This window comes from Delftia sp. CH05 (assembly GCF_009827015.1).
In the GTDB taxonomy this organism is placed as follows: Bacteria; Pseudomonadota; Gammaproteobacteria; order Burkholderiales; family Burkholderiaceae_C; genus Comamonas; species Comamonas tsuruhatensis.
Window position 1 is genome coordinate 58,847 of sequence record NZ_WUMG01000003.1, and the last position, 13,366, is coordinate 72,212.

Sequence of the window (13,366 nt, forward strand, 5' to 3'; positions counted from 1 at the left end):
CTTCAGGGGGCGCAGGGCGTCGAGGGCCGGTAGGCGGTGACCAGGATCTGGTTGGCCTGCGCCGGGTTGAAGTTGTCGTCGCTGGCGAACACCAGCACGCGCGTGCCATCGGGCAGCGGCGGGCCCCAGGACATGGCCTCCATGTTGTCCAGCCGGCCGCGCTGAACCGTGGACAGGTCGGCAATCAGCTGCTTGGCTGCCACCTGCGGCGGGTTGCGCATGAAGCTGTCCATGGCCAGCGTATCGGGCGCTTGCAGGCCGATGCGGTACAGCCGCGCGCCAAAGCCGTGGCCCGGGCTGTAGGAGCGCTCCAGTACCAGCAGATGGTCGGGACCGTCCGGCAGGATTTCGCTGATGCCGTTGACCTCGCGCTGGGGCAGGGCCCAACTGGCGGCCGGCACGGCATCGGGCTGGTAGGCGATCTGGCGCAGCAGCCGGCCGTCGTCCAGGCTGACCAGGCTGATGCGCACGGGCGCGCCTGCCGTGGCGGCGCTGGCGCGCGGGCCGTCCTGGCGCAGCGGCGCCTCCAGGGCCAGCCAGGCCTGCTGTCCGTCCGGCGTGACGGCTAGCCCCTCGAAGCCGAAGTTCGAGCGCAGGCCCGGCCTGCCGTCCTTGTCCTTGAATGCGTAGAACCACCGCGCGATCTGGCGGCCCGTGGCGTCGGTCCTCACCAGCGAGGTGCCAAAGCCCCGGCCCGGGTCGCCTTCGTCGGTCCACAGCAGGCCGCCGTCCGGCAGCAGGCGGATGGCTTCGGGGTCGGGCACGGGCTGGGTGGCGGGCGCGGCATGGCGCGGGCGCAGCCAGTGGCCTTCGGTATCCAGCAGCGGGTGCACTTCGGTGACCTGCGCCTGCCAGGGGCTGGGGCCGGCGCGCTGGCCGGCGTCCAGCGGCTCTATGCGCAGGCGCATCCAGCGCGCGGGGCCGCGGGCCGAGCGGTCATCGCTGATGGCCACGTAGTCGCCGCGCTGCGTGTCGTAGTCCAGGCCCGAGATGCCGCCGGTGGTGGCGCCATGGATGGGCTCATCGCGCGCAATCGTGGTGCTGCCCAGCCATTGCAGGCGTGCGCAGGCGGTGGGCTGCGGGACCGGCCGCGCCTGCGGTGGCGCGGCACAGCCTGCCAGCCACAGGCCGCAAGCAACCAGGCTGGCAAGCCGGCGCAAGACAGTCAGCCTCAGGCCGCCAGCGCGGTCTGGGCCACCGCATGCTCCCAGCGCGCCATCAGCTCGTCGGCGCGGTGCTTGTCCAGCGTGGGCACGAAGCGGCGCTCGGCCTTCCACAGCGCCGACAGTTCCTCGGTGCTCTGGTACACGCCCGAGGACAGGCCCGCCAGGTAGGCAGCGCCCAGGGCCGTGGTCTCCACGCAGGCCGGGCGCACGACGGGAATGCCCAGCAGGTCGGCCTGGAACTGCATGAGCAGGTTGTTGACGCAGGCGCCGCCGTCCACGCGCAGTTCGCTCACCGGCGCGCCGCCGCTGGCCACCGCGTCGCGGCTCATGGCCAGCAGCAGGGCGGCGCTCTGGAAGGCGATGGATTCCAGCGCGGCCCGCGCGATGTGGGCGATGGTGGTGCCGCGCGTCAGGCCCGTGATGGTGCCGCGCGCATCGGGCTTCCAGTAGGGGGCGCCCAGTCCCGTGAAGGCCGGCACCATCATCACGCCGCCCGAGTCGGGCACGCTCTCGGCCAGTTGCTGCACCTGGCCGCTGTGCTCGATGGCGCGCAGCCCGTCGCGCAGCCACTGGACCACGGCGCCGCCCACGAAGACGCTGCCTTCCAGCGCATAGGCCGGCGCAGCGGTGGGCTGTGCCGCAGCGGTGGTCAGCAGGCCGTTGGCAGAGGTCTGGAACACGCCGCCTGTGTGCATGAGCATGAAGCAGCCCGTGCCATAGGTGTTCTTGGCCATGCCGGCGGAAAAGCAGGCCTGGCCGAAGAGGGCGCTTTGCTGGTCGCCGGCCACGCCGCCGATGGCGATCTCGCCGCCCAGCACCTCGGCTGCCGTGCGGCCGAAATCGGCGGCGGAAGGCAGCACCTCGGGCATCAGCGCGCGCGGAATCTCCAGCAGCGCCAGCAGATCGTCGTCCCACTGGTTGGTGTGGACGTTGAACAGCATGGTGCGGCTGGCGTTGGAGACATCGGTCACATGGCGGCGTCCGCCCGTGAGCTGCCAGATCAGCCAGCTGTCCACGGTGCCGAAGGCCAGTTCGCCGCGCTCGGCGGCGGTGCGCGCGCCTTTGACGTTGTCCAGGATCCAGCGCAGCTTGGTGCCCGAGAAATAGGCGTCGATCAGCAGGCCGGTCTTGCCCTGGATGGTGTCGGCATGGCCGGCCTCGCGCAGTTGGGCGCACAGCGGCTCGGCGCGGCGGTCCTGCCAGACGATGGCGTGGTGCAGGGGCTGGCCCGTGGCGCGGTTCCAGACCACGGTGGTCTCGCGCTGGTTGGTGATGCCCAGGGCGCGGATGTCGGCTGCCGCCAGCCCGGCCTTGGCCAGGGCCTCGCGCGCCGTGGCCAGCTGGGTGCGCCAGATCTCGCGCGGATCGTGCTCCACCCAGCCGGGGCGGGGATAGATCTGCGGCAGCTCCAGTTGGGCAGAGGCCACGATGCGGCCCTGGGTGTCGAAGACGATGCTGCGCGAGCTGGAGGTGCCCTGGTCCAGGGCAAGCAGATAGGTCATGGTGCGGTATCCAGGAAAAGCAGGGCCGGTGCGCGTGTCCTGTGCGGGCGGTGGCGCAGCGGCTGCGGAAAACTTATTGCGCCACCACGCATTGCACCTCGGCTTCGCGAAGCAGTGCGTCGAAGGGCGCAGGGGGCGCGGTATCGGTGAACAGGCGGTCGATCTGGTCCAGGCGTGCCAGCTCCACCATGGCCTGGCGGTGGAACTTGCTGTGGTCGGCGGCCAGCCAGACCTCGCGCGACTGGGCAATGATGGTCTGGGCCACCTTGACCTCGCGCATGTCGAAGTCGCGCAGGCTGCCATCGGGCTCGATGGCCGAGATGCCGATCAGGGCGATGTCCACCTTGAACTGGCGTATGAAGTCCACGGCCGCCTCGCCCACGATGCCCCGGTCGCGCGTGCGCACCACGCCGCCGGCCACGATGACCTCGCAGTCGGCGTTGGAGCTGAGGATGGCCGCCACGTTGAGGTTGTTGGTGATCACGCGCAGGCCCCGGTGCTTGAGCAGGGCCTGGGCCACGGCCTCGGTGGTGGTGCCGATGTTCAGGATCAGCGAGCAGCCGTTGGGAATGGCCTCGGCCACGGCGCGCGCAATGCGCGACTTGCCTTCGGCATGCAGCACCTGGCGCTGGGGGTGGCCCAGGTTCTCGACCGTGGCGCTGGGCACGCGCACGCCGCCGTGAAAGCGCACCATCAGCCCGGCATCTGCCAGCTTCTGAATGTCGCGGCGCACGGTCTGAAGCGTCACGCCCAGGATCTCGGCCAGCTGCTCCACCGTGGTGGACTGGCGGCTGCGGACTTCGTCCAGCAGCTGTAGTTGGCGGGGGTTGGTGTTCACGGCAAATCCATCGGAGGGGCGATCGGGGGGACGGGTGGATGGTCGGGCAGTCAATCGGGCCGGGCGACGGGTTTATAGCGCATTTGACGCGGCCAGCCGTGGGCTGGGGAACTTTAAAACGAAGAAAAAGGAACAGCACCTAGGGTATGTGTTGATGGGCTGCGATCCGGAAAGAACAAAAATGAAGACGTTCGGGCCTTCAAACGCGCTTTGGAGGCCCGCCTTTCTCCTTGTTCAAATGCTGCCCCGGTGGCGGCCTCGCCAAAAAGAGGGCAGTCGTGGAACTGGTGTTGGAGAGAATCAGCAAGCGTGTGGGCGGCCAGACCTGGCTGCACCCCATGCACCTGGAACTGGAAAGCCGCGCGGTGACCGTGCTGCTGGGCGCCACGCAGGCCGGCAAGACCAGCCTGATGCGCATCATGGCCGGCCTGGACGTGCCCACCGAAGGCCGGGTGCGCGTCGATGGCGTCGATGTGACCGGCATGCCCGTGCGCGAGCGCAACGTGGCCATGGTCTACCAGCAGTTCATCAACTATCCCTCGCTCACGGTGGCGGACAACATCGCCTCGCCGCTGAAGCTGCGCGGCGATCGCGACGTGGCGCAGCGCGTGCGCGCCCTGGCCGAGCGGCTGCACATAGAGATGTTCCTGGACCGCTATCCGGCCGAGCTGTCGGGTGGCCAGCAGCAGCGCGTGGCCCTGGCGAGGGCGCTGGCCAAGGGCGCTCCGCTGATGCTGCTGGACGAGCCCCTGGTCAACCTCGACTACAAGCTGCGCGAGGAACTGCGCGAGGAGCTGACCCAGCTGTTCGCCACCGGCAGCTCCACCGTGGTCTACGCCACCACCGAGCCCGGCGAGGCCCTGCTGCTGGGCGGCCACACGGCCGTGCTGCACGAGGGGGAGCTGCTGCAGTACGGCCCCACGGCGGAGGTGTTCCACCGACCCAATTCGCTGCGCGTGGCGCGGGCCTTCAGCGATCCGCCCATGAACCTGGTGCCCGCGCAGGCCGTGGACACCGGGTTGGAGCTGCCCGGCGGCGCGCGGCTGCCCATGGCGCTGCCGGTGGGCCTGGCCGCTGCCGGCCCCCTGACCCTGGGCCTGCGCGCCAGCGCGCTGCGCCTGCAGGCCCGGCCCGGGGATGTGGCGCTGCAAGGCGTGGTGGAACTGGCCGAGATCTCGGGGTCGGACACTTTCGTGCATGCCAGCACGCCCTGGGGCGAGCTGGTGGCCCAGGTCACGGGCGTGCACCACCTGGACCTGGGCAGCGCGGTCACGCTGCACCTGGACCCGGCCCATGCCTACGTGTTCGGCACGGACGGCGCGCTGCTGCTGGCGCCGGCGCGGCCCGGAGGACGATGAGATGGCCCGCATAGAACTCGATCTGGCCCACTCCTACAAGCCGAACCCGCAGCAGGACAGCGACTATGCGCTGCTGCCGCTGAGCATGGTCTTCGAGGACGGCGGCGCCTACGCGCTGCTGGGTCCCTCGGGCTGCGGCAAGACCACCATGCTCAACATCATGTCGGGCCTGCTGGTCCCCTCGCAGGGCAAGGTGCTGTTCGACGGCCGCGACATGACGCGCGCCACGCCCCAGGAGCGCAACATCGCCCAGGTGTTCCAGTTCCCGGTGATCTACGACACCATGACCGTGGCCGAGAACCTGGCCTTTCCGCTGAAGAACCGCCGCATGCCTGCCGACCGCATCCGCGCCCGCGTGGGCCAGATCGCCGAGATGCTGGAGATGAGCGGCCAGCTCGACCAGCGCGCGGCGGGCCTGTCGGCCGACGCCAAGCAGAAGATCTCGCTGGGCCGGGGCCTGGTGCGGCCCGATGTCTCGGCCGTGCTGTTCGACGAGCCGCTCACGGTGATCGACCCCCAGCTCAAGTGGCAGCTGCGCCGCAAGCTCAAGCAGATCCACCATGAACTGCGGCTCACGCTGATCTATGTGACGCACGACCAGGTGGAGGCCCTGACCTTTGCCGATCAGGTCGTGGTCATGACGCGTGGCCGTGCCGTGCAGGTGGGCACGCCGGCCCAGCTCTTCGAGCGGCCAAGCCATGCCTTCGTCGGCCACTTCATCGGCTCGCCGGGCATGAACTTCGTGCCGCTGCAGCAGGACGGCGGCCGGCTGCTGGCCGAGGGCCAGTACCTGTCCCTGCCCGCCGCACTGGCCAGCGTGGCGCCCGGCCTGCCCCTGAGCCTGGGCATACGCCCCGAGTACCTGACACTGGCCTCGGCTGACGCGCCCGGCGCCGTGGCCTGCACGGTGGAGCGCGTGCAGGACGTGGGCACGCACCAGCTGCTGGTGGCGCGCCTGGGCGAGCGGCTTCTCAAGCTGCGCTGCGGCGCCGACGCCTTCCTGCCCGCCGCAGGGCAGACCGTCTGGGTGCAATTGCAGGGCCCCCACACCTGCTACTACGTCAACGAGGAGCTGCAGGCATGAGCCAGACCATCAAGCCCGTCAACCAGAAGGCCTGGCTGCTGATCCTGCCGGTCATCATCTGCGTGGCCTTCTCGGCCATCATCCCGCTGATGACGGTGGTGAACTACTCGGTGCAGGACATCATCAGTCCGGACCGGCGCGTGTTCGTGGGCACGGAATGGTTTGCCCAGGTCATGCGCGACGAGGAACTGCACTCGGCCCTGCTGCGCCAGATCGGCTTTTCGCTGGCCGTGCTGCTGGTGGAGATCCCGCTGGGCATCGCGCTGGCCCTGTCCATGCCGGCCCAGGGCTGGAAGGCCTCGGCGGTGCTGGTCGTGGTCTCGCTGTCGCTGCTGATTCCGTGGAACGTGGTCGGCACCATCTGGCAGATCTACGGCCGCGCCGACATCGGCCTGCTGGGCGCGGCGCTCAACACGCTGGGCGTGGACTACAACTACACGGGCAATGCCACCCATGCCTGGCTCACCGTGCTGGTCATGGATGTCTGGCACTGGACGCCGCTGGTGGCCCTGCTGTGCTACGCGGGCCTGCGCTCCATTCCCGACGCCTACTACCAGGCCGCGCGCATCGACGGCGCCAGCAAGTTCGCGGTGTTCCGCTACATCCAGCTGCCCAAGATGCGCGGCGTGCTGATGATCGCCGTGCTGCTGCGCTTCATGGACAGCTTCATGATCTATACCGAGCCCTTCGTGCTCACGGGCGGCGGGCCCGGCAATGCGACCACCTTCCTGTCGCAGTACCTGACGCAAAAGGCCGTGGGCCAGTTCGACCTCGGGCCGGCGGCGGCCTTCTCGCTGATCTATTTCCTCATCATCCTGCTGCTGTGCTTCATCCTCTACAACTGGATGCAGCGCGTGGGCACGGCAGACAAGGAAGGGGCAAGAGAATGACCCCCACGCTCCCTTCGTTCACTGCCCCCCGAGGGGGCTCGGCCTGCCTTGGGGTGGCCCTGCGGGAGGCTGGACATGACTGAAGACCGCCGTTTCCACAAGCGCACGCTGTTCCTCGTCGCCTACCTGCTGTTCGCCGTGCTGCCCATCTACTGGATGGTCAACATGAGCTTCAAGACCAACGAGGAGATCCTGTCGAGCTTCTCGCTGTGGCCCCAGCATTTCACCTGGGCCAACTACCAAACCATCTTCACCGACGCCTCCTGGTACTCGGGCTACATCAACAGCCTGATCTACGTGGCCATCAACACCGTGATCTCGCTGACGGTGGCGCTGCCGGCGGCCTATGCGTTCTCGCGCTACCAGTTCCTGGGCGACAAGCATGTGTTCTTCTGGCTGCTGACCAACCGCATGACGCCGCCGGCCGTCTTCCTGCTGCCCTTCTTCCAGCTCTACACCACGGTGGGCCTGATGGACACGCACATCGCCGTGGCCCTGGCCCACCTGCTGTTCAACGTGCCGCTGGCCGTCTGGATCCTGGAGGGTTTCATGAGCGGCATTCCGCGCGAGATCGACGAGACGGCCTATATCGACGGCTACTCCTTCCCGCGCTTTTTCCTCACCATCTTCCTGCCGCTGATCAAGGCCGGCGTGGGCGTGGCGGCCTTCTTCTGCTTCATGTTCAGCTGGGTGGAACTGCTGCTGGCGCGCACGCTGACCAGCGTGAACGCCAAGCCCATCGTGGCGACCATGACGCGCACCGTCTCGGCCTCGGGCATGGACTGGGCGACGCTGGCGGCGGCGGGCGTGCTGACCATCGTGCCGGGCGCCATCGTGATCTGGTTCGTGCGGCATTACATCGCCAAGGGGTTCGCAATGGGGAGGGTGTGAGGCACCCCCTGAGGCGCTTGCGCGCCTTCCCCCCGTGGCACGGCGCCTCTCTACCCGCTTCGCGGGGGAGGGGGACGACAGCCTCGCGGCGGGGCGGCCCTTGCTTGCTGTCCCTCGCTTGGGGCCGCGCCAGTTTCGACGGGCAGTGGTTTTTGTTTCTGAAAGGACTCGTCAATGTTTTCCTGGATGGCCTGGACGCTGCCGGTGGCGGTGTTCTTCAGTTGCATCGTGCTTATGCTGGTGGGCATGACGCTGTGGGAGTTGCGCAGCCCGACCGTGATGCGCAAGGGCTGGCTGCCGATGGCGACGACGCGCGGGGACCGGCTGTTCATCGGGCTGCTGCTGGCGGCCTATGTCAATCTGGCCTGGGTGGGGCTGGGCGAGAAGATGGCGCAGTGGTTCTCGCTGGAGGCCGAGCCTTCGGTGTGGATCAGTTTCGTGCTGTCCATGCTCGTGCTGGCCGTCGTGATGCGCAAAGGCTGATCACTTCATTCCATTTATCGACAGCCGGGTCCGAAGCTCCCCCGGGACCCGCTGGTGCATGTGCATGTCGGGGAGACAGCAAGAATCTAGGAGACGGCAGATGAAACAACGACTTCACACCATCGCCCTCGCGGCGGCCCTGCTGGCGGCGGGGCAAGCGGCCTGGGCCGGAGAGGCGGAAGCCAAGAAGTGGATCGACGCGGAGTTCCAGCCCAGCACGCTGTCCAAGGACCAGCAGATGGCCGAGATGAAGTGGTTCATCGAGGCGGCCAAGAAGCTGCAGGCCAAGGGCGTCAAGGAGATCGCCGTGGTCTCCGAGACCATCACCACGCACGAGTACGAGAGCAAGACGCTGGCCAAGGCCTTCACCGAGATCACGGGCATCACCGTCAAGCACGACCTGATCCAGGAAGGCGACGTGGTCGAGAAGCTGCAGACCTCGATGCAGTCGGGCAAGTCCATCTATGACGGCTGGATCTCCGACTCCGACCTGATCGGCACGCACTACCGCTACGGCCGCATCATGAGCCTGACCGACTACATGGCCGGCGCCGGCAAGGACTTCACCAATCCGGGCCTGGACATCAAGGACTTCATCGGCACCAGCTTCACCACCGCGCCCGACGGCAAGCTCTACCAGCTGCCCGACCAGCAGTTCGCCAATCTCTACTGGTTCCGCGCCGACCTGTTCGAGCGCAAGGACCTCAAGGACAAGTTCAAGGCCAAGTACGGCTACGAGCTGGGCGTGCCGCTGAACTGGAGCGCCTACGAGGACATCGCCGAGTTCTTCACCAACGACGTCAAGCAGATCGACGGCAAGCCTGTCTACGGCCACATGGACTACGGCAAGAAGGACCCCTCGCTGGGCTGGCGCTTCACCGATGCCTGGCTGTCCATGGCCGGCGCGGCCGACAAGGGCATTCCCAACGGTATGCCCGTGGACGAGTGGGGCATCCGCGTGGCCGACGACAAGTGCACGCCCGTGGGCGCCTCGGTCTCGCGCGGGGGCGCCACCAACTCGCCGGCCGCCGTGTTCGCGCTCACCAAGTACGTGGACTGGATGAAGAAGTACGCGCCCAAGGAAGCCATGGGCATGACCTTCGGCGAGTCCGGCCCCGTGCCGGCCCAGGGCCATATCGCGCAGCAGATCTTCTGGTACACCGCCTTCACGGCCGACATGACCAAGCCCGGCCTGCCCGTGGTCAATGCCGACGGCACGCCCAAATGGCGCATGGCGCCCGGCCCCAACGGGCCGTACTGGAAGGACGGCATGCAAAACGGCTACCAGGACGTGGGCAGCTGGACCTTCTTCAAGGACCATGACGCCAACCGCACGGCCGCCGCCTGGCTCTACGCGCAGTTCGTCACCGCCAAGACCACCAGTCTCAAGAAGACCATCGTCGGCCTGACGCCCATCCGCGAAAGCGACATCCGCTCCAAGGCCATGACGGACATGGCGCCCAAGCTCGGCGGCCTGGTCGAGTTCTACCGCAGCCCCGCCCGCGTGGCCTGGACGCCCACCGGCAACAACGTGCCCGACTATCCCAAGCTGGCCCAGCTGTGGTGGAAGAACGTGGCCCAGGCCGTCACCGGCGAGAAGACGCCCCAGGGCGCCATGGACAACCTGGCCGAGGAAATGGACCAGGTCATGGCCCGCCTGCAGCGCGCAGGCATGGCGCACTGCGCGCCCAAGCTCAACCCCAAGGGCGACCCGGCCAAGTGGCTCAGCGACAAGCAGGCGCCGTGGAAGAAGCTGGCCAATGAAAAGCCCAAGGGCGAGACGATTGCGTATGACACGCTGCTCAATGCCTGGAAAAACGGCAAGGTGCGTTAGCACCCCCTGAGGCGCTTGCGCGCCTTCCCCCTCTCTACTTGCTTCGCAAGGGCGGGGGACGACGCCCTCGCCGCGAGGCGGCTCTTGCTCGGCGTCCCTGAGTTGGGCCGTGTCGGCTTTGGACAACATGCCCTGTGCTGGTCTCCCGGCCTATCGCCAAATTCGTTGACTGCAAAAAACACGAAACGAAAGATAGCGAAGAAAAAAATACAAAAACGAGCGAAAATAGCGGAAAACCCGATTCCGTCCCCTTCGCATTGGGCGCAGGCGTGGCGTCCCGGGTGCTGACATGGCGGCTACATGGCGCCCTGTTAACTTGCCCCACATTCCTTCGTCGAAGATCCATGTCCCTCGCTGCTTCCCCTCTGCCCACCGGCCGCGCCGCCCTGCTGGAACGCCTGGCCCAGCCTGAAACCTACGATCTGGCCATCATCGGCGGCGGTGCCACCGGCCTGGGCGTGGCCCTGGACGCGGCGGCGCGCGGGTTCAAGGTCGTGCTGGTGGAGTCGCATGACTTCGCCAAGGGCACGTCCTCGCGTGCCACCAAGCTGGTCCATGGTGGCGTGCGCTACCTGGCGCAGGGCAACATCGCCCTGGTGCGGGAAGCGCTGCATGAGCGCACCACGCTGCTGCACAACGCGCCCCACCTGGCGCAGCCGCTGGCCTTCGTCATGCCGTCCTACAAGCTGCTGGACACGCCGTTCTACGGCATCGGCCTCAAGATGTATGACGCGCTGGCCGGCAAGGCAGGCCTGGGCGCCACGGAATTCCTCTCGCGCTCCAGCACCGTGAAGTGCCTGCCCACCGTGCGGCAGCAGGGCCTCAAGGGCGGCGTCAAATACTGGGACGGCCAGTTCGACGATGCCCGCCTGGCGCTGGCGCTGGCCCGCACGGCCGCTGCCAAGGGCGCGCTGCTGGTCAACTACTGCCCCGCACGTGAACTGCTGCACGAAGGCGGCAAGGTCGCCGGCCTGATCTGCGAAGACTCGGAATCGGGCCGGCGCTTCACGCTGCGCGCCAAGTGCGTGGTCAACGCCACCGGCCCCTGGGTGGACCTGTTCCGCCAGCAGGACGCCGAGGCCCAGGGCCGTCCCGTCAAGCCCATGGTCGCGYCCAGCCAGGGCGTGCACGTGGTCGTGGACCGCGACTTCCTGCCCAGCGACCATGCCCTGCTCGTGCCCAAGACGGCCGATGGCCGCGTGCTCTTTGCCGTGCCCTGGCTGGGCAAGGTCATCCTGGGCACCACCGACACGCCGCGCAACGACCTGGCGCGCGAACCCCTGCCTTTCCCCGAAGAACTGGACTTCATCCTCACCGAGGCAGGCCGCTACCTCACGCGCCAGCCCACGCTGGCCGACGTGCGCAGCATGTGGGTGGGCCTGCGCCCGCTGGTCAAGCCCCAGGACGACGATGGCGAAAACACCAAGAAGATCAGCCGCGAGCACACCGTCATGTCCAGCCGCACCGGCCTGGTGACCGTCACGGGCGGCAAGTGGACCACCTACCGCGCCATGGCCGAAGACGTGCTCTCCGAATGCTTTGCCATCGGCCGCCTGCCGCACCGCCCCGGTGGTGTCACGGCCCGCCTGCCGCTGGCCGGCGCCCCGGCCGAGTCCGCCGTGCACCACCGCATGAACCAGATCCAGGGCCTGCATTCCTACGGCACGGAAGCCTCGGCGGTGCAGGCGTTGCCGGGCAACGACGAATGGCTGGCCGACGGCCTGAACGAAGCCATGGTGCGCTTTGCCGCGCGCTTCGAGTACGCGCGCACCGTGGAAGACGTGCTGGCGCGCCGCAGCCGCCTGCTGTTCCTCGACGCGCGCAAGGCCGCCGAAGTGGCCCCGCGCGTGGCGGCCATCCTCCAGGAGGAGCTGGGACACGACGCCGGCCTGGCGGACTTCATGCCGCTGGCGGCGCAGTACCTGCCTGCCTGATCCTGTCCATCTCCATGCACAACGCCCTGCAACGCAGGGCGTTGTGCTTTCTGCGTAAGACGCTTGCGCCACGAATGATTGTCAAAATTGATGAATATATGTACTCGATTGGTTTTATGAATGAGAATGCGGTTCATGGCGCCCAGCTTCAGTGCCAGTGAACAGCAGCCAGCACAAGGCTGACGAGGGAGGGAAGCAAAAAGAAAGCGCTTGAAAGTGCGTTTTCCGCAGGGCAAGGGCCGCGCCCAAGCCCGACGCGGTGGCCCCAAAGCCGCTGCGCGGTCTGTGCCGTCGTCGGCGCGGTCCGTCCGCAGCCAACAATTGCGTTGAGTCTGCCACCCTTTGCCGAGCCCGCGTGGCTCGGCTTTTTTATGGGCGTCTCCGGTGGCATGGGCCGATCGGGAGGCCCGGGCGGCCCCTCGGTTGCCGGCGCCCTTGTGGGCGTTGCACAACGCTGCCGGGCAAGGGCGGGAAAAGTCGCTAAGGGTTTGACGCGCAAAGGAATTTCTGGGACAATCCCATGCTTCACGTGAAAATCGTGAAGTTATCTGCCCAGTGGAAGCGCCGAGAAATGGTTTTCGGCGTGGACGACGGGCCCAAGACTGACTGGCTGCTCGCGGCCCTTGAGAAGACTCTGGGGCTGTCGGGTGTTTGCTGGAGCAAGTTGGGAATATTGAAATGATCCAAACAGAATCTCGGTTAGAGGTTGCCGACAACACCGGCGCGAAGTCTGTTCAGTGCATCAAGGTGCTGGGCGGTTCTCATCGTCGCTATGCGAGTGTTGGTGACATCATCAAGGTGAGCATCAAGGAAGCTGCACCGCGTGGACGCGTCAAAAAAGGCGAGGTCTACAGCGCGGTCGTGGTGCGCACGGCGAAGGGTATTCGCCGCGCTGATGGCTCGCTCGTCAAGTTCGACGGCAATGCCGCCGTGCTGCTGAACGCCAAGCTGGAGCCTATCGGCACCCGCATCTTTGGCCCCGTGACTCGTGAACTGCGCAACGAAAAGTTCATGAAGATCGTGTCCCTGGCACCTGAAGTTCTCTAAAGGAAGCACCATGAACAAGATTCGCAAGGGCGACCAAGTCATCGTGCTGACCGGCCGTGACAAGGGCAAGCAAGGCGTGGTCTCGGCTCGCAAGGACGACTCCCACCTGCTGATCGACGGCATCAACCTGGTGAAGAAGCACGTCAAGCCGAACCCCATGAAGGGCACCACCGGCGGCATCGTGGAAAAGGCCATGCCTATCCACCAATCCAACGTGGCCATCTTCAATGCAGCGACCGGCAAGGCCGATCGCGTGGGCATCAAGGTGCAAGCCGACGGCACGCGCGTTCGCGTGTTCAAGTCCAACGGCGCCGAAATCAAGGCGGCCTAAGGGGTAAC

General features: G+C 67.1%; 13 protein-coding genes. 10 read left to right on the top strand and 3 right to left on the bottom strand.

Annotated elements, in window-relative coordinates; translation table 11 throughout:
- Positions 1–2: 2 nt before the first annotated feature.
- The 3 genes from GRX31_RS03805 to GRX31_RS03815 form a co-directional block, all read right to left on the bottom strand.
- Positions 3–1,160, bottom strand: coding sequence for an esterase-like activity of phytase family protein (locus GRX31_RS03805; protein WP_160851564.1), 1,158 nt, complete (start codon positions 1,158–1,160; stop codon positions 3–5).
- Between the two features lie 11 nt (positions 1,161–1,171).
- The gene (gene glpK / locus GRX31_RS03810) at positions 1,172–2,668 is read right to left on the bottom strand and encodes a glycerol kinase GlpK (protein ID WP_160851566.1); all 1,497 of its coding nucleotides are present in this window, start codon (positions 2,666–2,668) and stop codon (positions 1,172–1,174) included.
- Positions 2,669–2,741: 73 nt separating this feature from the next.
- Complete coding sequence (locus GRX31_RS03815; RefSeq protein ID WP_016452008.1) at positions 2,742–3,506, bottom strand: DeoR/GlpR family DNA-binding transcription regulator; 765 nt, start codon at positions 3,504–3,506, stop codon at positions 2,742–2,744.
- 278 nt (positions 3,507–3,784) lie between these two features.
- Between GRX31_RS03815 and GRX31_RS03820 the strand changes: the two genes are divergently transcribed.
- The 10 genes from GRX31_RS03820 to rplX all read left to right on the top strand — a co-directional run bounded on the left by GRX31_RS03820 (position 3,785) and on the right by rplX (position 13,358).
- Complete coding sequence (locus GRX31_RS03820) at positions 3,785–4,864, top strand: ABC transporter ATP-binding protein (RefSeq protein ID WP_016452007.1); 1,080 nt, start codon at positions 3,785–3,787, stop codon at positions 4,862–4,864.
- Position 4,865: 1 nt separating this feature from the next.
- Entirely contained in the window at positions 4,866–5,948 is a 1,083-nt protein-coding gene (locus tag GRX31_RS03825; protein ID WP_016452006.1) for an ABC transporter ATP-binding protein, read from the top strand.
- Positions 5,945–6,838, top strand: a complete 894-nt coding sequence (locus GRX31_RS03830) for a carbohydrate ABC transporter permease (RefSeq protein ID WP_047326320.1) — start codon at positions 5,945–5,947, stop codon at positions 6,836–6,838. The genes GRX31_RS03825 and GRX31_RS03830 overlap by 4 nt, the downstream gene beginning before the upstream one ends.
- Before the next feature lie 75 nt (positions 6,839–6,913).
- Positions 6,914–7,729 (top strand): carbohydrate ABC transporter permease, encoded by an 816-nt coding sequence (locus GRX31_RS03835; protein ID WP_013804448.1) that lies wholly within the window; start codon positions 6,914–6,916, stop codon positions 7,727–7,729.
- Between the two features lie 174 nt (positions 7,730–7,903).
- Complete coding sequence (locus tag GRX31_RS03840) at positions 7,904–8,212, top strand: DUF2160 domain-containing protein (protein WP_016449169.1); 309 nt, start codon at positions 7,904–7,906, stop codon at positions 8,210–8,212.
- A 100-nt stretch (positions 8,213–8,312) separates the two neighbouring features.
- A complete protein-coding gene (locus GRX31_RS03845) occupies positions 8,313–10,046 on the top strand; it encodes an ABC transporter substrate-binding protein (RefSeq protein WP_016449170.1) in 1,734 nt (577 codons plus the stop codon).
- 344 nt (positions 10,047–10,390) lie between these two features.
- Positions 10,391–11,980 carry a glycerol-3-phosphate dehydrogenase/oxidase gene (locus GRX31_RS03850; RefSeq protein ID WP_160851567.1) on the top strand — a complete coding sequence of 530 codons (1,590 nt, stop codon included), beginning with the start codon at positions 10,391–10,393 and terminating at the stop codon, positions 11,978–11,980.
- Between the two features lie 520 nt (positions 11,981–12,500).
- Entirely contained in the window at positions 12,501–12,662 is a 162-nt protein-coding gene (locus tag GRX31_RS30495; RefSeq protein WP_016449172.1) for a hypothetical protein, read from the top strand.
- Positions 12,659–13,027 carry a 50S ribosomal protein L14 gene (rplN, locus tag GRX31_RS03855; protein ID WP_016449173.1) on the top strand — a complete coding sequence of 123 codons (369 nt, stop codon included), beginning with the start codon at positions 12,659–12,661 and terminating at the stop codon, positions 13,025–13,027. The genes GRX31_RS30495 and rplN overlap by 4 nt, the downstream gene beginning before the upstream one ends.
- A 10-nt stretch (positions 13,028–13,037) precedes the next feature.
- Positions 13,038–13,358: a 50S ribosomal protein L24 gene (rplX, locus tag GRX31_RS03860; protein ID WP_016449174.1), complete on the top strand. Its 321-nt coding sequence runs from the start codon at positions 13,038–13,040 to the stop codon at positions 13,356–13,358.
- Positions 13,359–13,366 lie beyond the last annotated feature (8 nt).